16 protein-coding genes are annotated in these 20,542 nt (G+C 64.1%); 14 read left to right on the top strand and 2 right to left on the bottom strand.

Annotated elements, in window-relative coordinates:
- Nucleotides 1-41 precede the first annotated feature (41 nt).
- Complete coding sequence (locus AC1RU4_RS11190; protein ID WP_492891162.1) at nt 42-1,322, top strand: MFS transporter; 1,281 nt, start codon at nt 42-44, stop codon at nt 1,320-1,322.
- Nucleotides 1,323-1,344: 22 nt separating this feature from the next.
- Here AC1RU4_RS11190 and AC1RU4_RS11185 read toward each other — a convergent pair whose 3' ends face one another.
- Nucleotides 1,345-2,331, bottom strand: a complete 987-nt coding sequence (locus AC1RU4_RS11185; protein WP_492891160.1) for a helix-turn-helix transcriptional regulator — start codon at nt 2,329-2,331, stop codon at nt 1,345-1,347.
- A 600-nt stretch (nt 2,332-2,931) separates the two neighbouring features.
- On the opposite strand from AC1RU4_RS11185, the gene AC1RU4_RS11180 reads away from it, so the two are divergent.
- From AC1RU4_RS11180 to AC1RU4_RS11170, 3 genes are all read left to right on the top strand, one after another.
- Nucleotides 2,932-4,368 carry a basic amino acid/polyamine antiporter gene (locus AC1RU4_RS11180; RefSeq protein ID WP_492891159.1) on the top strand — a complete coding sequence of 479 codons (1,437 nt, stop codon included), beginning with the start codon at nt 2,932-2,934 and terminating at the stop codon, nt 4,366-4,368.
- Nucleotides 4,369-4,394: 26 nt separating this feature from the next.
- A complete protein-coding gene (locus AC1RU4_RS11175; RefSeq protein ID WP_492891157.1) occupies nt 4,395-5,633 on the top strand; it encodes an arginine deiminase in 1,239 nt (412 codons plus the stop codon).
- A gap of 159 nt (nt 5,634-5,792) precedes the next feature.
- Entirely contained in the window at nt 5,793-7,223 is a 1,431-nt protein-coding gene (locus AC1RU4_RS11170; protein WP_492891155.1) for a basic amino acid/polyamine antiporter, read from the top strand.
- A 36-nt stretch (nt 7,224-7,259) separates the two neighbouring features.
- On the opposite strand, the gene AC1RU4_RS11165 is transcribed toward AC1RU4_RS11170, so the two are convergent.
- A complete protein-coding gene (locus AC1RU4_RS11165) occupies nt 7,260-9,131 on the bottom strand; it encodes a sigma-54-dependent Fis family transcriptional regulator (RefSeq protein WP_492891154.1) in 1,872 nt (623 codons plus the stop codon).
- Nucleotides 9,132-9,370: 239 nt separating this feature from the next.
- On the opposite strand from AC1RU4_RS11165, the gene AC1RU4_RS11160 reads away from it, so the two are divergent.
- The 10 genes from AC1RU4_RS11160 (at nt 9,371) to AC1RU4_RS11115 (ending at nt 20,464) form a co-directional block, all read left to right on the top strand.
- Nucleotides 9,371-10,423 carry an NAD(P)-dependent alcohol dehydrogenase gene (locus AC1RU4_RS11160; RefSeq protein WP_492891153.1) on the top strand — a complete coding sequence of 351 codons (1,053 nt, stop codon included), beginning with the start codon at nt 9,371-9,373 and terminating at the stop codon, nt 10,421-10,423.
- A 552-nt stretch (nt 10,424-10,975) separates the two neighbouring features.
- Nucleotides 10,976-12,646, top strand: a complete 1,671-nt coding sequence (locus tag AC1RU4_RS11155) for an aromatic/alkene/methane monooxygenase hydroxylase/oxygenase subunit alpha (RefSeq protein WP_492891152.1) — start codon at nt 10,976-10,978, stop codon at nt 12,644-12,646.
- A 76-nt stretch (nt 12,647-12,722) separates the two neighbouring features.
- Entirely contained in the window at nt 12,723-13,784 is a 1,062-nt protein-coding gene (locus AC1RU4_RS11150) for a 2Fe-2S iron-sulfur cluster-binding protein (RefSeq protein ID WP_492891151.1), read from the top strand.
- 52 nt (nt 13,785-13,836) lie between these two features.
- Nucleotides 13,837-14,907: an aromatic/alkene monooxygenase hydroxylase subunit beta gene (locus AC1RU4_RS11145; RefSeq protein WP_492891150.1), complete on the top strand. Its 1,071-nt coding sequence runs from the start codon at nt 13,837-13,839 to the stop codon at nt 14,905-14,907.
- Between the two features lie 5 nt (nt 14,908-14,912).
- On the top strand, nt 14,913-15,284 hold the full coding sequence (locus AC1RU4_RS11140) for an MmoB/DmpM family protein (protein ID WP_492891149.1): 372 nt from the start codon (nt 14,913-14,915) through the stop codon (nt 15,282-15,284).
- A gap of 104 nt (nt 15,285-15,388) precedes the next feature.
- The gene (locus AC1RU4_RS11135; RefSeq protein ID WP_492891148.1) at nt 15,389-16,411 is read left to right on the top strand and encodes an amidohydrolase family protein; all 1,023 of its coding nucleotides are present in this window, start codon (nt 15,389-15,391) and stop codon (nt 16,409-16,411) included.
- A gap of 4 nt (nt 16,412-16,415) precedes the next feature.
- The gene (locus AC1RU4_RS11130; RefSeq protein WP_492891147.1) at nt 16,416-17,282 is read left to right on the top strand and encodes a metal-sulfur cluster assembly factor; all 867 of its coding nucleotides are present in this window, start codon (nt 16,416-16,418) and stop codon (nt 17,280-17,282) included.
- A gap of 67 nt (nt 17,283-17,349) precedes the next feature.
- Nucleotides 17,350-18,981, top strand: coding sequence for a molecular chaperone GroEL (locus AC1RU4_RS11125; protein WP_492891146.1), 1,632 nt, complete (start codon nt 17,350-17,352; stop codon nt 18,979-18,981).
- Nucleotides 18,982-19,115: 134 nt separating this feature from the next.
- Complete coding sequence (locus AC1RU4_RS11120; RefSeq protein WP_492891145.1) at nt 19,116-19,796, top strand: aquaporin; 681 nt, start codon at nt 19,116-19,118, stop codon at nt 19,794-19,796.
- A 167-nt stretch (nt 19,797-19,963) separates the two neighbouring features.
- A complete protein-coding gene (locus AC1RU4_RS11115; RefSeq protein WP_492891144.1) occupies nt 19,964-20,464 on the top strand; it encodes a hypothetical protein in 501 nt (166 codons plus the stop codon).
- Nucleotides 20,465-20,542 lie beyond the last annotated feature (78 nt).

Raw genomic sequence — 20,542 nt, 5'->3', positions numbered from 1 at the left:
AATTCCTGCATTATCGATCCCCCGTCCGGGACCTGTTTGCGGTGAGAGCCGTTTCCGCCATTTTCTCGGTGCGCAGGCATCGCCGGGCCGTTTTCGGCGTTCTGCTGTGCAATGTGTTGGAATGGTTTGATTTCGCCGTTTACGGCCTTCTCGCGATCCATATCTCGCAGGCCTTCTTTCCGCAGGATGGTGGTCGTACGGCCCTGCTGGCGACGCTGGCGGTGTTCGGTGTCAGCTTCGTGATACGGCCGCTGGGCGGGCTCGTGCTCGGCGGCCTCGGCGACCTCAGGGGACGCAAGCCCGCTCTGCTGACGGCGGCGAGCCTGATGGCCGCGGCGACGCTCGCCATCGGCCTCATCCCGCCCTACGCGCAGATCGGTCCGCTCGCCCCCGCGCTGTTGCTTGCGGCTCGTCTGGCCCAGGGTTTCTCGGCCGGCGGCGAATGGGGGGTGGCGGCCGCTTTCCTGCTGGAATCGGCGCCCGAGGGGCGTCGTGGCTTTTCCACCAGCTTTCTCTCGGTCACGGTTGCCCTCGGCAGCGGCCTGGCGAGCGCCGTCACGGCCGTGCTGGTCGGCATTTTGCCGGCCGAGGACATGGCATCCTGGGGGTGGCGGGTTCCGTTCCTGCTTGGCGGGGTGCTCGGCGTCGTCGCGCTTTGGCTGCGTACCGGCATCGACGAAACCCCGGTCTATCGCCGAACCGAGGTGGAGAGAGGCCCCGAGGAACCCGCGCTGACGCGGATCCGTCGGCCCGGCCTCGCCGTCTTCGGCTTCACTATGCATTGGACGGTCTGCTATTACATCTTCCTCATCTACATGCCGCTTTTCACGCAGAAGCAGGGTGGATTGAGCGCCCCCGCGGCCAGTTGGGCGAACACGCTCTCGACGCTCGTCATCACCCTGCTCGTACCCCTGGTCGGCTTGCTGTCGGATCGTTATGGCCGCCGGCCGTTCCTGATGAGCTCCTGCATGCTCGTCATGGTGCTGGTGATCCCGACCCTCTGGAGCATCGCGCAGTTTCGCAGCCTGCCGCTGATCATCGGCATCCAGCTGCTGCTCGGTGCGGCCATCGCCCTGTATTCGGGGCCGGGCCCGGCGGTTTCGGTGGAATTGTTCGCGACCCGGGACCGCTCGCGCTGGTCGTCGGTCTCCTACGCCCTGGCCGTGGCCGTTTTCGGTGGTTTCGCCCCTTTCGTCGCCGTCTGGCTGACGGCGGCGCTGGATAGCCCGCTGGCGCCTGCGGGCTATGTGATCGTCGCGAGCGCCGTCAGCTTGCTGACGATCTGGCATATTCCGGAAACCGCCCACGAGCCGATCGCCTGACGCGGGCCGGACAGGCCGGGTACTACTGCGAGCCCCACATCCGGGGATCGGCAACGGACGGGGCGTAGCCGTAATGCGCCTGATAGGCGCGCGCGAAGCTTGCATAGCCCTCATAGCCGACGCGTCGGCCGATCTCGCTGATCGACAGCTGCCCACCGCGCAACAATTCCTGCGCCCGCTCCATGCGATGCACCTGTGCATAGGCATGCGGCGTACGGCCGAACAATTCGCGAAAGCCGCTGGTCAGCTCGTTGCGGTTGAGGCCGACGCGCTGGGCGATCTGTTCGATCGTCGGTGGATTGCCGAGCTCGCGTCGGTAGATCTCCGCCGCGGTCTCGATCGCCCGGGTCTTCGAGCGGTCGCCGATGGGATGCATCGTCGAGCGCCGGCGCAGGCCGTGGAGTTGCGAGACGATGTCGCAGATGATCTCCACGGTTTTCGCGGCGAGAAAGATCGTACGCAGCGGTTCTGCGTATCGGCAGGAAAGCATCTGGTCGACCAGCCCGATGCCGATCGCCGAGAGCGGCAGCTTCAGCACCTCCGGGCTTCCGGCCTTCGACAGGAAGATCGGGCGATAGGCCGGCGGAATGTGATGGGTATTGATGCGGTAGCGGTCGATCAGATGCTGCCGATCGCAGACGATGAGTACCCCGCGAAGCCTGGCGCCTGCCTCGACGTCGGAGATCGAACGCGGAACGTTGCTGATGTGCAATCCGTGTGGGCTGACCAGGTCCATCCGCTGTCCGATCCAGCGGTTATAATGGCCCGAAATGCTGGCCTGAAAGCAGACAAGGTCGGTTCGGGCATGGTGCAGGCTGTAGGGTCTGCCGGCTTCGAAATTCAGCAGATGCAGCAGGGTGAAATCGTCGATCCGACGATAGCCGTGCTCCTTCGCGGCAATCAGGTCGTCGACCGGACCGAGCAATTCGCTGGAACGCACGAATTCGCCGATGCACAGCCCGGACCGCAGAGCCCGGAAATCGATCTCCAGCTTTCGTCTTTCGTCCATGGTTCTAAGCGCCGAGTGGTGTTCTGAAGTCGCGTTTCACGCCGGCCAGCGAACCGCTCATCTGAGGACTGCAATATCGCGCGATACTGCGCTTTTTCACCGGCTATATCCAGTTGTCACGCCCGGGTTCGACCCACTGCCCTTTCATGCGAGACAGACCGTCCTGTCTCCGCGATGGACGGCGCCCTTGCATCCCTTTCCGCTCATCGCCTCCGCCGGTCGGGACCAATCACAAAAGCCGGACGGTCTCGGGAGCGTCGGGGCCGGCTCCGGCCCGCTTGCTTTGCGTCGAGCGGGGTACGGCATGGCGGCTCCTTCCATCTCGCAACACGGTCATCACTTCGCGCGCGGCCAAGGTGTGACACGCGCCATGCCGAACCTAGCGGTCGGAAACGGATCGTAATTACGATCAAAAATGAAGATTTACCGATGCACTTTCATACAAATATTTTTGCAATGCAGCAAAAATTGGCGCATCTGCTAATGAAAATGGCGATTTGATTGATGGATCGGAGAAAAATATACTGAAATATGTCCAATCGCCCGAGTGCCTACTCGTCACAAGCATGCCGAATCCAATTCTTTTTAGTGAGGCGCATCATGGCGGACACGTCGACCGGCAAACTTTCCCTTCCGATCCTCACTGCCATGGTCGTCGGCTCCATGGTCGGGGCGGGCATCTTCAACCTGCCGGGCCGGTTCGCTACGGCAACGGGCCCGTTCGGCGCCATTATCGCCTGGGCGATTGCCGGAACCGGCATGTATATGCTGGCGCGGGTGTTCCAGGCGCTCGCCGAGAAGCGGCCCGACATCGATTCCGGTGTGTTCGCCTATGCCAAGGCGGGCTTCGGCGACTATATGGGCTTCCTGTCGGCCTTCGGCTACTGGCTCGGAAGCTGCCTCGGCAACGTCTTCTACTGGGTGCTGATCGGATCGACGCTCGGGCGCTTCTTCCCGGAAATGTTCGGGGATGGCAGCACCGCGATAGCGATCATCGTATCGCTGATCGGCATCTGGGCCTTCCACTTCATGATCCTGCGCGGTGTCGAGCAGGCCACCTTCGTCAACACCATCGTGACCATCGCCAAGATCGTACCGTTGATCGTAGCGATCCTCGCCTTCATCTTCTTCTTCAACTACACGCAATTCTCCGAGAACTTCTTCGGCGGCGTCGGCATGCCGGAGAAGACCCTGCTGGCGCAGGTGCGCGACACGATGCTGATCACCGTCTTCGTCTTCCTCGGAATCGAAGGCGCGAGCGTCTATTCCCGCTTCGCCAAGAAGCGCTCGGATGTCGGGTCCGCCACCATTCTCGGCTTCGTCGCCGTCACCGGCCTGATGGTGGCCATCACTCTCCTGCCCTACGCCACGGCTCCGCGGGCAGCGATCGCAGGGGTTCAGCAGCCTTCGCTTGCCGGCGCCCTCGAACTGGTCGTCGGGCATTGGGGCGCGGTCTTTATCTCGATTGGCGTCCTGGTCTCGGTGCTCGGCGCCTATCTCGCCTGGTCGCTGATCTGTGCGGAAGTGCTGTTCGCCGCCGCCAAGTCGCAGGACATGCCAAAGATGTTCGCGGCGCAGAACGGCAACCGGGTGCCCGCCAATGCGCTCTGGTTGACCAATATCGTCGTCTCGTTGTTCGTGATCTCGACCTATTGGTCGCGCGACGCCTTCAACTTCATGCTCGACATGACCAGCGTGACCGCGCTGCTGCCTTACCTGCTCGTCGCGGGTTACGGCGTGCTGCTCGCCCGCAGCGGCGTGGGTTACGAGAAGAAGCCGGACGAGCGCGGCCGCGACCAGATCTTCGCCTGGATCGCGGTCGTCTACACGCTGTTCATGTTCGTCGCCGCCGGCCTGAAATACGTGCTGCTGGTGGCGGTACTGTTCGTGCCGGGCACGATCCTCCTCTACTTCTGGGCCCGACGCGAGCAGAAGGCGCGGCTCTTCACGCCGACCGAGCTCATCGTTTTCGCCGTCACCGTGGTCGCTGGCCTTGTCGGAACCTACGGCCTGCTGACCGGCGTCATCACACCCTGACAAGAAAAGCCAAGAGGAGCGCGACGATGGAAATCAGTTTCGGCGTCCATTCAGAGGTCGGCCAGCTGCGCAAGGTGATGGTCTGCGCGCCCGGTCGCGCGCATCAGCGCCTGACCCCCAGCAATTGCGACCAGTTGCTGTTCGATGACGTCTTGTGGGTCGACGTCGCCAAGCGCGACCATTTCGACTTCATCACCAAGATGCGCGACCGCGGCATCGACGTGGTGGAGATGCACAACCTGCTTGCCGAGACCGTCGCCATCCCTGAGGCGAAGGCGTGGATCCTCGATCATCAGGTGGTGCCGAACCAGATCGGCCTCGGCTTCGTCGACGAGGTGCGCTCCTATCTCGATGGCTTGCCGAACCGGCAGCTTGCCGAGACGCTGATCGGCGGCCTGTCGACCTATGAATTCCCCGAGACCATCGGCGGCGAGACGCTGGCACTGATCCGCGACGCGGCCGGCGTCAACGAATACCTGCTGCCGCCCCTGCCCAACACCCTCTACACCCGTGATACCACCTGCTGGATCTATGGTGGCGTGACGCAGAACCCGCTCTATTGGCCGGCGCGGCACGAGGAGACCATCCTCACGACCTCCATCTACAAATTCCACCCGGACTTTGCCGGCAAGATGAACGTGTGGTGGGGCGACCCGACGCAGGATTGGGGTCTCGCCACGCTAGAAGGCGGCGACGTGATGCCGATCGGCAAGGGCAACGTGCTGATCGGCATGAGCGAGCGCACCTCGCGGCAGGCCATCAGCCAGCTTGCCGGCGCACTGTTCGCGAAGGGCGGCGCCGAGCGCGTCATCATCGCCGCCATGCCGAAGCTGCGCGCGGCGATGCATCTCGACACGGTGTTCACTTTCGCCGACCGTGACTGCGTGCTGCTCTATCCCGATATCGTCGACAAGATCGAGTGCTTCTCCTACCGGCCGGACGGCAAGGGCGGCGTCGAGCTGCGCAAGGACAAGGGCGGCCTTGTCGAGACCGTACGCGACGCGCTGGGTCTCAAGGAGATGCGTGTCGTGGAGACCGGCGGCAACGATTATATGCGCGAGCGCACCCAGTGGGATTCGGGAGCCAATCTCGTCTGCGCCTCGCCGGGCGTCGTGTTCGCCTATGACCGCAACACCTATGCCAACACCCTGCTGCGAAAGGCGGGCATCGAGGTTGTCACCATCGATGGATCGGAGCTCGGCCGCGGGCGTGGCGGCGGCCATTGCATGACCTGTCCGATCATCCGCGACGCCGTGGACTACTGAATCCACGCACCGGATCGGCGTCGGCAAGCCATCAGCCGCCGCCTGTCGACAAACAACCTGTTTCCGGGACGGTTCGGCTTGGCGCCGCGCCGTCCCGTTGCCTTTGATGCGATCCCAGCCGCCGCCTGCACCGCAGAACCGACAGGATTGAGTTCCGAGATGAGCGCGCCCACCGATCAGAAATTCGCCCTGCCGGCCCTGAGTGCGATGGTGGTGGGCTCGATGGTCGGGGCCGGCATCTTCTCGCTGCCGCAGACCTTCGGCCGCGTCACCGGCGGGCTTGGCGCACTCGTCGCCTGGACCATTGCCGGCGGCGGCATGCTGATGCTGGCCTTCGTGTTCCAGAGCCTGTCGCGCCGCAAGCCGGAGCTCGACGCCGGCGTCTACGCCTATGCCAAGGCCGGCTTCGGCAATTATCTCGGCTTTCTCTCGGCGCTTGGCTATTGGACGGTTTGCTGCCTCGGCAACGTCTCCTACTGGGTACTGATCAAGTCGACGCTCGGCGCGCTGTTTCCGATCTTCGGCGACGGCAACACCGTGGTGGCGGTGGCGATCTCATCGCTCGGCGTGTGGATCGTGCATTTCATGATACTGCGCGGGGTGAAGCAGGCTGCGACGCTCAACACCGTCGTCACGATCGCCAAGATCATTCCGATCCTGATCTTCCTCGTCTTCGTCGGCGTCGGCTTCAAGGCGGATATCTTCGCTGCCAACTTCCACGGCGGGCCGGGGCTGGAGGGCGAGGGGCTGTTCGCGCAGGTACGCGGCACCATGCTGGTGACGGTCTTCGTCTTTGTCGGAATCGAGGGCGCCAGCGTCTATTCCCGCTATGCCCGCAAGCGCTCGGATGTCGGCCTCGCGACGCTGCTCGGCTTCCTCGGGGTGCTCTGCCTGCTGGTGATGGTGACCATGCTGTCCTACGGCGTGCTGCTGCGCCCGGATCTGGCGGCCCTGCGCAATCCGTCGATGGCCGGCGTGCTGCAGGCGCTGGTCGGCCCGTGGGGAGCGGCGTTCGTCAGCGTCGGCTTGATCATCTCGGTGCTCGGCGCCTATCTCTCCTGGTCGCTTCTGGCGGCCGAGGTGCTGTTCTCTGCGGCGCGGATGGAAAGCATGCCGGCCTTCCTGGCGGCGGAGAACCGCAACAAGGTGCCCTTCGCGGCGCTCTGGCTCACCAATGTGCTGGTGCAGTTCTTCCTCGTCATGACCCTCTTCGCCGAACAGGCTTTCCTGCTGGCGCTGAAGCTCACCTCGTCGATGATCCTGCTGCCCTATCTGCTGGTCGCGGCCTATGGCCTGAAGCTGGCGTGGATCGGCGAAGCCTATGATGGCAGAGGCGGTGCCCGTGTCGCCGATCTTGCCCGCGCGGCGCTCGCCACCGTGTACACGGCCGGGCTCGTCTATGCCGGCGGGTTGAAGTTCCTGCTTCTGTCGCTGCTGATCTATGTCCCCGGTACGATCCTGTTCCTGATCGCGCAGAAGGAGCGCGGCCATCGCGTCTTCACCCCGTTCGAGGCGCTGCTCTTCGCCATAGCGGCGGCCGGCGCGGTGATGGCGCTCTACGGCCTTGCGACGGGACGCATCCGCGTCTGAGTGCGGCGATCCCTGCCGCCGGCTCGCGCCGGGCTTTCAGCCCGCCGCGCTATCGATGTGCTTGTAGACGGTGGTGCGCGAAATCCCCAGTAAACGCGCCGTCAGTTGCACGTTCATGTCGGTCTTTGCATAGGTTTCGCGAATTTGGCGGCACTTGGTCCTGGCCAGCATCGTGCCGGTGCAATGGGGACATATTTCCGGCGTGGGAGCCGCGAGGGCGATGGCGGCGTCATTAATCGCGGCACCATCGAGACAGGCCCTTCGGATCCAGTTCTGCAGCTCGCGAATATTTCCCGGCCATGGGTAACGCTGCAGTCTGTCGAGGACGGCGTCGTCCAAGACGATGTCGTGACCTTGCTGTGCCAGGAGGTGCTGCACGATGTCCTGGAAGTCGCGGCGTTCCCTCAGCGGCGGCAGATGGATCGGAAAGCCGCCGAGCCGGTAGTAGAGATCGGCACGGAACTGTTTGGCAGCGACCGCCGCTTCGAGGCTGCGATTGGTGGCCGAGACGATCTGAACATCGACACGAATGGCCTTCGTCCCGCCGACGGCGCGTATTTCCATTGTGTCGAGAAAGCGCAGCAACGCGGACTGCGCCGCGAGCGGAATCTCGCCGACCTCGTCGAGGAACAGCGTTCCCTTGTCGGCAAGACGCACGAGGCCGGGGGCGCCCTCGTTGCGCGCATTGGTAAAGGCGCCGCGGTCATGGCCGAACAGCTCGGCGATGAACAGCGATTCCGGCACCGCGCCGCAATTGACCGCGACGAATTCGCCGGTCCGCCCGCTGAGGGAATGGACATGGCGGGCCATCAGCTCCTTGCCGGTGCCGGTCTCCCCGTGAACGTGCACGGCGAGGCGGTTGCGGACGGCGGCGTGCAGTCCCTTCATCCGCCGCCGCAGCACCGGATCTTCGCAGACGAAGTCGGAGAGGGGGGCGGGCCGGATCGGCGCGAGAGGGGTGGCGTTGCGGCGCGGGGAGACCTGCGCGTCTCCCGTCGCGGAGCGGGCGGAGAACCGGCGGCAGGCGACATAGAGCATGCTGCCGGCATTATCGCGGATCCGTGCGACGCCGCTTGCGCGCAACTCGTCGACGACGCCGCCGAACCGGGTCGCGAACAGCGCGCCGAAGGCCTGGCCGGGTAGCGCGTCGAGCCCGGCGAGCAGGGCGCGCGCCGCGCGGTTGAGGGAGACGACCTCGCCGTCCGGCGACAAGGCGATGAGACCGGCCGACAGCGTGTCGAGATATTCCGCGCGTGGATGCAGGGCGAGGAGCAGCACGTCGGCATGGCCGTGTACGATCAGCCCGTTCTCGATCGCGGCGGCGGCCATGCGCACGAGCGCGTGGGTATGCTGCTGGCGCGCCTCGTTGGCGCTGGAGGCGTCGAGCAGCCCGACCAGCCGATCCGCCGGATCGAAGATCGGCACCGCCATGCAGCTCAGGTGGCCATGGCAGGAGAAGAAGTGCTCCCGCCCATAGATGGCGACCGGCGCCTGCTCCACGAGAGCGAGGCCGAGCGCGTTGGTGCCACGCCCGCTCTCCAGCCACAGGCTGCCCGGCACGATAGAGCGGCCGGCTTCGCTGTCGGCGAAATGCTGGTCGCTCAGCGTATCGAGAACGACGCCGCCGGCATCGGCGAAGGCGATCATGAAATCCGAGCCGGCGATCTGTTCGTGCAGCAGCTGCATCTGCGCGAGGGCGAGGCGCCGGAGCAGCGCGCGCTCCTCGCGCCGGGAGCGAACCTCGGAAAATGAAATGACGACATCGTCCGGCCGCCGGGCGGGATCGAGACCGTTGGCGATGCAGCGCTCCCAGCTCCGCGCGATCTCGGGCGCGAGGGCGCCGGCGGGAAAACGGCCGCCCGCCTCTAGCGCGGTGCGCGCGCGATCCATGTTCGAGAGGGACGGCATTTGGCGTGGTCCTCCGCATTCTTGTCGTTTTGCTGCAGGTTCCGCGCAAAGGAACCGGAAAGCAATATCCAGAAACTGGACACTTCTCGCGTTGACCTGTTCAGCAACTGAACGGTCGAGAATAGGTCGTCATCCTGTAAAGCATTGATGAGGTGAGAGAATGCAGCGTGGCACGCTTGCTGCGATGGCATGTTTCGACGGCGACGGATGCGGGCGCCGAAAAAGAACGGGAGGACGCCATGAAGGCGCAAGTGCTGAAAACCTATGACAAGACCCTCACGGCCGACCGCTGGGTAGCGGAGGAGAATGTCCCCGATCCGAAGATCGTGAAGTCGACAGACGTCATCGTCCGCATCGGTGGCGCCGGCGTGTGCCGTACCGACCTTCACATCATCGAAGGCGTGTGGATGCCGCACATGGACCCGAACGGTGACCAGCTTCTGCCGCTGATCATGGGTCATGAGAATGCCGGCTGGGTGGAGGAGGTCGGCAAGGAGGTCGAGGGGCTGAAGAAGGGCGATCCGGTCATCATCCATCCGAAGATCACCGGCGGCACCTGCCTCGCCTGCCGCCGCGGCTTCGACATGCACGGGCCGGGCAAGTTTCCGGGCCTCGACTGCGACGGCGGCTATGCCGAGTTCATCTGCACATCCGAGCGCAACATCGTTCCGCTGCCGCGCTCGCTGGCGCCTAGGGAAGTCGCACCTTATGCCGATGCCGGCCTGACCGCCTACCGGGCGGTGAAGAAGGCCACCCGGCATCTGCTGCCCGGCGAAAGCTGCGTGGTGATCGGCGCTGGCGGTCTCGGCCATATCGGCATCCAGTGCCTGAAGGCGATGTGCGCCGCCGATGTCATCGTGGTCGACAAGTCCGACGCTTCGCTGGCGCTGGCCAGCAAGAGCGGCGCCGACCACCTGGTGAAGGCCGACGGCAACGAGGTCGAGGCGGTGCTGGCATTGACCAACGGCGTCGGCGCCGAAGCGGTGATCGACTTCGTCGGCGAGAAGGGCACCACGGCCAAGGGGCTCGCCATGACGCGGCCCATGGGCAGCTATTACATCGTCGGCTATGGCGAGGACATCCGCATCCCGACCGTCGACCTCATCATCTCCGAGCGCAACATCATCGGCAATCTGGTCGGCACCTGGGCCGAGCTCACCGAGCTGATGGCGCTGGCCGATCGCGGCCTCGTCGAGCTGGCAACTGCCGAATACAAGCTCGCGGATGCGAACCAGGCGCTGCACGATCTCAACGCCGGCAAGATCCACGGTCGCGCGGTGCTTGTGCCCTGAACGACTAGGGCCGCGCCTGACCATCTAGCAATAGATATGTGCATCGCAGCATAGTGGCCGGATACGTAAGCAAATTTTACCAATTATTCGGCACTGCAACATATTCGCATAATGAAACACTTCCTGACGTCCGATTCGCAAAACACTTCAATTCCACGGATCGGAAACAGTGCTGTCGCTGAAAAGTCGTTAAAATACCTAATGCGGCGAATTGGCACGGCATTTGCTCTCTTAACATTAGAACAATGCTGAATGTCCCACGGGACAGGCCGCGACAAGAACGAAGGGAAGAAGTCCGGGGGAGGCTGCCGGCACGGCGATGAGCCGGGCCGGCGGGCATGGGGCGGTCGGGTCAGGATCGCCGTCCCACATCCGTCACGCCAACAGTCGATCCCGGTGTCTTGCACCTTTGCCCAAGCCCAGACGGCCGTCGCGCGAGCGACGGGCGAAGGCTTGCTCATGTCCGAAACCCGGCCGGCCAGGCGGCGCCAACAGCCGTTCATGGCCCGGCGGGAGGAAGTTGACCGTGGCTCCAAGAGCAGGATGGCAAAAATGACAAGTACGCTGACCCTGAACAAGATTACGTCGCAGAAAGGCATCTCCGTCGCCGATGCGGCGAAGAAGATCGCCGACCTCGGGTGGAACCCCTCCTATGTGCAGGAGGCGATGACCTTCCCGACCGACTACAAGATCACCAAGGCCCCGAAGGATCCGATGAAGCAGGTGCTTCGGTCCTACTTCCCCATGCAGGAAGAAAAGGACAACCGGGTCTATGGCGCGCTCGACGCTGCCCTGCGCGGCGACATGTTCCGCAATGTCGAGCCGCGCTGGGTGGAATGGATGAAGTTGTTCCTGGCGATCATCCCGTTCCCGGAAATCTCGGCGGCCCGCTCCATGGCGATGGTCGGCCGCCTCGCACCCGGCGAGGACCTGCGTACCGGCTTCACCATGCAGATGGTCGACGAGTTCCGTCACTCGACCATCCAGATGAACCTGAAGAAGTGGTACATGGAGAACTATATCGACCCGGCCGGGTTCGATATCACCGAGGAAGCCTTCGGCAAATGCTACGCGACCACGATCGGTCGCCAGTTCGGTGAAGGCTTCATCACCGGCGACGCCATCACCTCGGCCAATGTCTACCTGACGGTCGTCGCCGAGACGGCGTTCACCAACACGCTGTTCGTCGCCATGCCGTCGGAAGCCGCCCGCAACGGCGACTACGCGCTGCCCACCGTGTTCCTGTCCGTGCAGTCCGACGAGAGCCGGCATGTCGGCAACGGCCATTCGATGCTGATGTCGATGCTGAAGGAGCCGGAGAACCACCTGCTGCTCGAGCGCGACATGCGCTACGCCTTCTGGCAGAACCACGCCATCGTCGACGCCGCTATCGGCACCTTCATCGAATACGGCACCACCAACCGCGACAAGAACAAGGAATCCTACGCGGAGATGTGGCATCGCTGGATCTTCGAGGACTATTACCGCACCTACATGCTGCCGCTCGAGAAGTACGGCATCAAGATCCATCACGACGACGTGCAGGCCGCCTGGAAGCGGATCACCGAGAAGCATTACGTCCACAAGATCGCGCAGTTCTTCTCGGTCGGCTGGCCGGTGAATTTCTGGCGCATCGAAGCGCAGACCGACAAGGACTTCGAGTGGTTCGAGCATAAGTATCCAGGCTGGTACGCGCAGTTCGGCGAGTACTGGAAGTGGTACTCCAAGCTGTCGCATCGCGGCCAGACCAACATGCTGTTCAATACCGATACCGGGTATGTCTACCCGCATCGCTGCTGGAGCAGCATGGTTCCCTGCGTCGTTCGGGAGGACATCGTCACCGACACGATCGACGGCAAGCTGCACACCTTCGCCCACGAACTCGACCGCTGGACCGCGGTGGAAGCCTTCGCGAGCGAGTACCAGGGCCGTCCGACCCCGGCGATGGGCCGCTTCAGCGGCCGGCGCGAATGGGAGAGCTGCTACCACGACTGGGACCTGGCCGACGCCATCAAGGATCTCGGATTCGTGCGCACCGACGGCAAGACCCTGATCCCGCAGCCGCATCTGCGCTTCGAGGAGAAGGAGATGTGGACGCTGGACGATGTGCGCGGGCACACGATCAAGAGTCCGCTCATCACCCTGCGTGAGATGAGCCCGGAGCAGCGCGAGAAGCACCTCGCCGAGTATCGCGCCGGCTTCACCATCAACCCCTGCAACTGACCGTCGGGGCGGGACCGGGCAACGCCCGGTCCCGCATCGGCCGAGGGCGCTCCACAACATACCGGGAGGTCGCACGATGGGCGACGTCTATACCGTCCGCTTGAGTCCAGTCGGCGTCGAATTCGAGGTCGAAGAGGGCGAAACCGTTCTCGATGCCGCCTTTCGCCAGGGCATCGCCCTGCCGCATGGCTGCAAGGAGGGCCGGTGCGCGGCATGTAAATGCGTGCTGAACGAGGGCGAGGTCGAGCTCAAGCCGTATTCCACCTTCGCGCTGAACGAGATGGAGCGGGACCAGAACCACATCCTGCTGTGCAGGACGCTGGCCTATTCGGACATCGAGGTCGATCTCCTCAACTTCGACGAGGAGATCTTGTCGAAATCGATACCGGTTCGGAACATCGGCGCTGAGGTTGCGCGGGTCGTCGAGCTGACCCACGACATCAGGCGCCTGGAGATCGTGCTCGATCAGCCTCTCAAATTCTGGGCGGGCCAATATGTCGACATCACGCTCCCGGGGGCAGAGACGATTACGCGCTCGTTTTCCATGGCAAATACGCCGGTCCAGGGCAAAGAGCTCGCCTTCATCATCAAGAAATATCCCAACGGAAAATTCTCCTCCCGCCTCGATGGAGAACTCCGGCCCGGAACCCGGATCGACGTCCGCGGTCCCTACGGCACCTGCTTCCGACGGGAAGACAAGGGAGGAGCCCTGATTCTGGTCGGCGGCGGCTCCGGCATGTCGCCGCTATGGTCGATCCTTCACGACCATCTCGAAAGCGGGGAGGACCGCGAGGTCCACTTCTTCTACGGCGCACGTACCGCCAAGGACCTGTTCTATCTCGACGAATTCGCGCGTCTTGCGGCGGAGCATCCCCGCTTCCGCTTCATCCCGGCGCTGTCCGGCGCCGACGACGACGACGGCTGGACCGGCGAGCGCGGCTTCATCCACGAGGTGCTGAACGCCCATCTGCGCCGCCTGTCCTTCGGCGAGGACATCGACGTCTATGCCTGCGGCCCGGAGCCGATGATAGAGGCTCTCGTGCCGGTCCTGCAGATGAACGACGTTCCGACCGAACGGATCTTCTTCGACAAGTTCACACCAGCTTCCAACGCCACCGAACAGCTGGCGCATGCCTGAACGCCGACAGATTCAAGACTTGCCACAAGCCTTTAAAATTGGGAGGACCACCATGACAGCCACAGAAACGGCGCCGGTCAAATCGGGGGCGGCCGGTTCGGCGATCTTTGCCGATAGCGACAGCCGCAAGTACCGCTACTTCGAACCGCGCGGCAAACGCGCGACCCACTACGAGGACGTCACCGTCGACGTCCAGCCCGATCCCGAGCGCTATCTTCTGCAGGACTGGATCATCTCGTTTCCGAACGGGCGCGGCGCCTATTCCAAGGACAATACCGCCGCGCTGAGTTCCAACTGGCACCTGTTCCGCGCACCGGACCAGGAATGGGAGCGCACCCACTACCAGCGCCAGTCCAAGATCGAGGCGATGGTGCAGGCGGTGATCGCCAACGGTCGCAAGTCGGGAGCGCCGAAGCACTTCGACAAGGCATGGGTGAAGGTGCTGCAGAACCACCTCGGTGCGTGGAAGCACGTGGAGTTCGGCCTCGGCACCTCGCTGATGCAGGCGCAGCGCTACGGCTACACGCAGATGATCAACAACGCGACGCTGACCAATTCGTCGTACAAGCTGCGCCTCTCGCAGGACATCACGCTCTATCTTGCCGAAATCGGCATGGATATCGGCAATTTCGACGACGAGGCCGGCAAGCGCACCTGGCTGGAAGATGGCATCTGGCAGGGCACGCGCGAGGCGGTCGAGTCCATCATGGGCTCGTCGGATTATCTCGAGCAGTATTTCGCCATCAACATCGTGTTCGAGCCGCTGGTCGGCGAGCTGTTCCGCAGCGGCTTCCTGATGCAGGTCGCCTCGCCGAATGGCGACTTCATCACCCCGCCGGTGATCTCGGCGGCCGAAGCCGATTACGAGCGCAACCTCGCCAACGCCATCGACCTGTTCCACCTGCTGGCGCATGACCCCGAGCATGGCAACCACAACAAGGGCCTGTTCCAGTCCTGGCTGCGCAAGCACGTCGCGCTCGCCAACAAGGCGTCCGCCGGCCTGCAGCCGATCTGGTCGCAGCCGCATTCCAAGCCTGTCCAGTATTCCGATGCGCGCGCGCAGTCGGTCGAGCGCATCGGGAAGATCCTGGGCGAACTCGGCCTCGAACTTCCCAAGGAGTGACGCCCATGTCCGTAATGTCCCGGTCGGCTACCAACCACAACATCTTCCAGAAGATGGGCGATCTCGTCTTCGATCAGACGATTTCACACCAGTGCGGCGTCACCATGAATGACAGCGTCGAGGCCCGCGCCATCGCCGAGTTCATGGGCCAGAAGCCCAACGTCACCATCACCTATCAGCCGGCGCTGATCCGCATCGACGGTGAAGGCAAGCTCGTCTTCAAGATGGACGAGATCAGCGAGATCCTCGGCAAGGAGATGAATGCCGAGATCTTCGAGGTCAACACCTCCACCCACTACGGACGCATGATCCGGGTCGACGACAACACCGTCACCCTGTTCGGCGACATGGACGAGATCCGCCAATACATCGAGTGAGCTTCCGCATCCGGGCCGGCAGGCGATCGGCCGCCCGGCCCGGATGAGGATCGACGCAATGCGCCAAAGGGCGCTCACGAAATCCGCTCAAGGGGAGAGGGACAATGTTCAGGACGCCGGACGGCGAAGAGATCTTCGTCATCGATGGTCACACGCATTTCTGGGACGGCAGCGCCGAGAACCAGGCCAACATCCATGGCAGGCAGTTCATCGATTGCTTCTATGCCTACCATACCGCTTTGAGCCCCAAGGACCAGCTGTGGTCCAAGGAGCAGTTCGAGAAATACAGCGCCGACAAGATGTATAACGACCTGTTCGTCGACGGCCCCGACGATATGGCGATCGTGCAGTCGACCTATCTGAGCGAATTCTACAAGAACGGCTTCAACACCATCGAGCGCAATCTCGAAATGGTGAAGGGACGTGAGGAGCGCTTCATCGTCAACGGCGCCTTCGACCCGCGCGATGGCGAGAGGGCGCTCGAATACATCCATTTCATGAAGGAGAACTACGGCATCAAGGGCGTGAAACTCTACACTGCGGAGTGGAAGGGCGATTCCCGCGGCTGGAAGCTCACCGACCCGAATGCCTATCGCTGCCTGGAGCTGTGCCAGAAGCTCGGCATCACCAATGTCCATGTCCACAAGGGCCCCACCATCATCCCGCTCGACAAGGATGCGTTCGACGTTCACGACGTCGACCACGCGGCAACCGACTTCCAGGACCTGAACTTCATCATCGAGCATTGCGGCTTGCCGCGGCTGGACGATTTCTGCTGGATCGCGGTGCAGGAAACCAATGTCTATGGCGGTCTCGCCGTGGCGCTGCCCTTCATCCATTCGCGTCCGCGCTACTTCGCCGAGGTGATCAGCGAATTGCTGTTCTGGGTCGGCGAGGACAAGATCCTGTTCGGCAGCGACTATGCGATCTGGACGCCGCGCTGGCTGATCGAGAAGTTCTGGAACTTCGAGATCCCCGAGGACATCAAGCAGGAACACGGCGTCGACCTCACCCGTGAGGCCAAGCGCAAGATCCTCGGCCTCAATGCCGCGCGGCTCTACAATGTCGATGTCGAGGCGCAGAAGGCGAAGCTCAAGAACGCGACGCTCGCGGTTGCGGCGGAGTAGGTCCATGCGCCGCTCCAGCACCGACTTGTTCGGCGGCGATCCGCGCATCGCCGTCGTGTGGAACCGGGTCTCCGGTGTCATGGACCCGGAACTCGACGAGTCCATCGTCGATCTCGGTTTCGTCGAGGACGTCACCATCAGCGGCGATGGCCGGGTGGATGTCGGCTTTCGCCTGCCGACCTATTGGTGCTCGCCGAACTTCGCCTTCCTGATGGCGGACGACATCGCCCGCTCGGTTCGTGGCTTGCCATGGGTGCGGGAGGTCCATCCCCATCTGGCCGATCATATGTGCGCCGAGGAAGTCAATCGCGGCACCCATCTCGGCCTGTCCTTCGCCGATGCCTTCCGCGACTATCAGGTCGGCGGCACGCTGGACGACTTGCGCGAGACCTTCCTGCGCAAGGCCTTCCAGCGGCGACAGGAAGCGGTGATCATCGGCCTGCGACGTGCCGGCTGGTCGGACGCCGCCATCGTGGCGATGGATCTGTCCGCCCTGGATCGAGCCGTCATCGCCGATCCCGAGGGCGCGCGGCAGAAGCCGCGCTATCGCGACATCCTGCTCGGGCGAGGCCTGGCCGCACGGCCCGGGGACCCGGCGTTCGTCACGCTTGAGGGCGGGGCGCTCGCTGTCGAGGATCTGCCTGTCTACATGCGGTCGCTGCGAGCCGTCCGCATCAATATGGAAGCCAATGGCGCCCTGTGCCGCGGCCTTCTCGACGCGCGTTACGAAGAAGGGCCGCGGGAGACGCCCCCCACGCCGGCTACCCATGCCTGCGGTGGCGGATCGGCGGGCTGCTGCGGCAATTGCGCCCTCCATGCCGGCGCCGGCGGACACGCTGCATCGGGAGCCGCCGCGTCCCGCCCTTACTGAACCGCGGCGGTGAAAGCCAGCCGCGACGCCGACCCGAACAAGCAATCAAAATGACGAGGAAACAGCCATGGCAAAGATGATCCTGCATGATGGCGAGGCGCGTCGCGCGCTCGCGCGCGGAGTTGGCAAACTGGCGGCCGCGGTCGAGGCGACGCTCGGTCCCAAAGGCATGAACGCCATGGTCGACCGGCCGATCGGCACGCCCATCGTCTCGCGCGACGGCGTAACCATCGCCTCGGAGATCGAACTGCCTGACCGCTTCGAGAACATGGGCGCGCAGGTCGTGCGCGAAGTGTCGATGCAGACCAACGAGGTCGCCGGCGACGGCACCACCACCGCGATGGTGCTGGCCAACGGCCTCATACAGAACGGTGTCGCCGCGCTGGAGCGGGGCGCCAAACCCGTCGACCTGTGCCGGGGCATCGACACCGCCGTCGACCTGGTGGTGGAAACGCTGAAGGGGCGTGCCCGGCCGGCTTCCGAGCGCCATATGCTGGAAGCGGTGGCCACCATCGCCGCCACCGATCCCCATCTCGGCAGCCTGGTGGCCGAGGCTTTGCACCGGGTCGGTCTCGACGGCATCGTCTCATCCGATTACGGCCTGACCATCGAGACCACGCTCGACGTGGTGGAGGGCATGTCGTTCGACCGCGGCTACATCTCCCATCACATGGTGACCGATGTCGAAAAGATGGAGGTGGTGCTCCACGAGCCCTACATCCTGCTGACCGACCTCAAGATCCGCTCGCCGCAGGAGATTGCCGGCATCCGCTCCGCGGTCGCGCAGACGGGCCGCACGCTGGTCATCGTCGCGGAGGAGATCGCGCCCGAAGTGGTCGTCACCCTGCTTGGCGACGGCAACCGCGGCAAGGTGCTGGTGGTCAATCCGCCCGACTACGGCCATTGGCGCAAGGCGATGATGGACGATCTCGCCATCATCACCGGCGGCAAGGTGATCGCCCGCGATCTCGGCGGGCGGCTGGAGGACGTCACCCTCGACGATCTGGGCACCGCGCGGCAGGTGCGCGCCAGCGCCCGCGAGACTGTCATCGTGCGCGGCGGCGGCGATCCCGAGGAAGTCGCCGCCCGCAAGGCGCAGGTCGCCCGCCAGCACGAACTCGCCCCGCCCAATATCGAGCAGGACAAGCTGAAGGAGCGGCTTGCCAAGCTCTCGGGCGGCACGGCGGTGATCTATGCCGGCGGCGTGACGCCGGTCGAGCAGAAGCGCAAGATCCAGCTCATCGACGACGCGCTCAGCGCCACCCGCGCAGCGGCGGAGGAGGGCATCGTCGCCGGCGGCGGCACGGCGCTGCTGCAATGCGCGCCGGTGATCGCGGCCAAGCTCGGCAATCTCAACGGCGATGTCGGGGAGGGGATCAGGCTGGTGCGCGAGACGCTCTCCCGCCCGGCGGCCTTCATCGCCCGCAATGCCGGCTACGACCCCGAGGCCATCGTCGGCACGCTCATGGCGGCGCCGGACGGCGTCGGCTTCGACGCGGCGTCCGGTGAGATGACCGACATGATCTCGGCCGGCATCGTCGATCCGGTGCGCGTCACCTATACCGCGCTGCGCAATGCCGCCTCGGTCGCGACGCTGGTGCTCACCACCAACACGCTGGTGGCCGACATTACCGACTATGTCGACCCGACCGCCGGCCCGGCGCTCGGCGGCGGCGCCGAGAGGCTCGGCCGCGCATGATCATGACGTCCCGCCGCCGGCCTCCGTCCGCCCGGCGGGCCGTCCCCCGAGCGCATTCGGGCACAATTCGCATCGATCTCACGCCGGCCCCGGTCTGGAGCAGCCGGGCGACAACGACATCAAAGGAAATGGACATGAGGAAATATATCGCCGAGTTCATCGGCACCTTCACACTGGTATTCTTCGGCTGCGCCACCGTCATCTTCATGCGTGAGGAGGTCGGCTTGCTCGGCGTCGCCTTCGCTTTCGGCCTGTCGGTGGTCGCCATGGCCTATGCGATCGGGCCCATTTCCGGCGCGCATCTCAATCCCGCGGTCAGCCTGGGCGCCGTGGTGGCCGGCCGGCTGCCGATGAGCGATTTCGTCGGCTATATCATCGCGCAGTTCCTCGGCGGCATTGCCGCCGCGGCGGTGCTCTATGTCATCGCCTCCGGGCGTGTCGGCGGATTCGATGCCGCGGCCAACGGTTTCGCGCAAAACGGCTGGACCAAGTACGGCATGTTGTCGGCCTTCATCTTCGAGGCGACGGCGACCTTCCTGTTCCTCACCGTCATCCTCGGCGCGACCCAACAGGGAGCCTCCGCCATCTATGCCGGCCTTGTGATCGGCCTGACGCTGGTCGCCATCCATCTCGCCGGCATCGCCGTCTCGGGCGCCTCGGTGAATCCGGCGCGCTCCTTCGGCCCGGCGCTGTTCGCCGGCCCGTCGGCGATGTCGCAGGTTTGGCTCTACTTCGTGGCCCCGTGCCTCGGCGCCGTGCTCGCCGGCGCGCTGTTCCGCATGGGCGTCACGCGGCATGCGGCGGTGCCTGCCTGAAGCATGGGACCGTCCCGTCGGATCCGGCCCGCCCGGACCCGACGGTTTGGCCTGACGGGTGACGCTAGATTTGAAGCGTGCTAAAAAACGGACAATAAAGCGGCGTGTGTTATCTGGATGTTACATTCAGTAATGCGAAGCCAGCATAAAAATGCCGGGAGGGACGAGTGGTATATATTATCACCAAGAACGACGGCCCTCGCAAAGAGGACGTCGCCGCCAAGAAGTTCATCGAAAGTAACCGCGCGACTATTGACAGCCTCGCCAACCATCTCTCCGGAGGGCGTTGGCAAGACATCAAGCAGGCCCGGAACGCCCAGGTTTCGGTCGCCGAGCATGACCGGAAGAGTTTCGTCGGTTACGCGTCGACGGCGCGAAGCGCACCGGTGCGTCCCTATATCCGCATCAGCCTGAACAACCGCGTCGTCGTCGTCGACGAGGAGACAAACCGCCAGGTGCTGTTCCTCGGCGACATCCGGCGGCGGGTGCAGGGGCGTGTCTTCTGCCTCGCCACGCGTGCCAACGGCTTTTTCGATCCGCTGGCCGACGAGTTTCTCGAGGTGCTGGCCGATCTCGACGGCATGGTGCTGCGGGACGACGAGGTGGACGAGCCGTTCAAGCAGGCGCTTGCCGCACGTCTCGGCTTCGGCGCGCCGGAAGCCTTTTGAGCCGGTGCCATCGATGAAGCCGCCGGTGCGTTCTGCGGGGAACGCTGGCCCGCGCGCGATTACGGGATAGTCGGATGC

This window comes from Ancylobacter sp. GW821-FHT10E12 (genome assembly GCF_058809335.1).
The sequence above is the reverse complement of the archived record's forward strand: the minus strand, read 5'-3'. Positions and strand labels throughout refer to the sequence as shown.

Coding starts and splice junctions, on each gene's coding strand:
- AC1RU4_RS11135 (WP_492891148.1), top strand. CDS start 15,389: ATGTTCAGGACGCCGGACGGCGAAGAGATCTTCGTCATCGATGGTCAC.
- AC1RU4_RS11160 (WP_492891153.1), top strand. CDS start 9,371: ATGAAGGCGCAAGTGCTGAAAACCTATGACAAGACCCTCACGGCCGAC.
- AC1RU4_RS11130 (WP_492891147.1), top strand. CDS start 16,416: ATGCGCCGCTCCAGCACCGACTTGTTCGGCGGCGATCCGCGCATCGCC.
- AC1RU4_RS11145 (WP_492891150.1), top strand. CDS start 13,837: ATGACAGCCACAGAAACGGCGCCGGTCAAATCGGGGGCGGCCGGTTCG.
- AC1RU4_RS11125 (WP_492891146.1), top strand. CDS start 17,350: ATGGCAAAGATGATCCTGCATGATGGCGAGGCGCGTCGCGCGCTCGCG.
- AC1RU4_RS11185 (WP_492891160.1), bottom strand. CDS start 2,331: ATGGACGAAAGACGAAAGCTGGAGATCGATTTCCGGGCTCTGCGGTCC.
- AC1RU4_RS11175 (WP_492891157.1), top strand. CDS start 4,395: ATGGAAATCAGTTTCGGCGTCCATTCAGAGGTCGGCCAGCTGCGCAAG.
- AC1RU4_RS11165 (WP_492891154.1), bottom strand. CDS start 9,131: ATGCCGTCCCTCTCGAACATGGATCGCGCGCGCACCGCGCTAGAGGCG.
- AC1RU4_RS11120 (WP_492891145.1), top strand. CDS start 19,116: ATGAGGAAATATATCGCCGAGTTCATCGGCACCTTCACACTGGTATTC.
- AC1RU4_RS11140 (WP_492891149.1), top strand. CDS start 14,913: ATGTCCGTAATGTCCCGGTCGGCTACCAACCACAACATCTTCCAGAAG.
- AC1RU4_RS11180 (WP_492891159.1), top strand. CDS start 2,932: ATGGCGGACACGTCGACCGGCAAACTTTCCCTTCCGATCCTCACTGCC.
- AC1RU4_RS11170 (WP_492891155.1), top strand. CDS start 5,793: ATGAGCGCGCCCACCGATCAGAAATTCGCCCTGCCGGCCCTGAGTGCG.
- AC1RU4_RS11155 (WP_492891152.1), top strand. CDS start 10,976: ATGACAAGTACGCTGACCCTGAACAAGATTACGTCGCAGAAAGGCATC.
- AC1RU4_RS11150 (WP_492891151.1), top strand. CDS start 12,723: ATGGGCGACGTCTATACCGTCCGCTTGAGTCCAGTCGGCGTCGAATTC.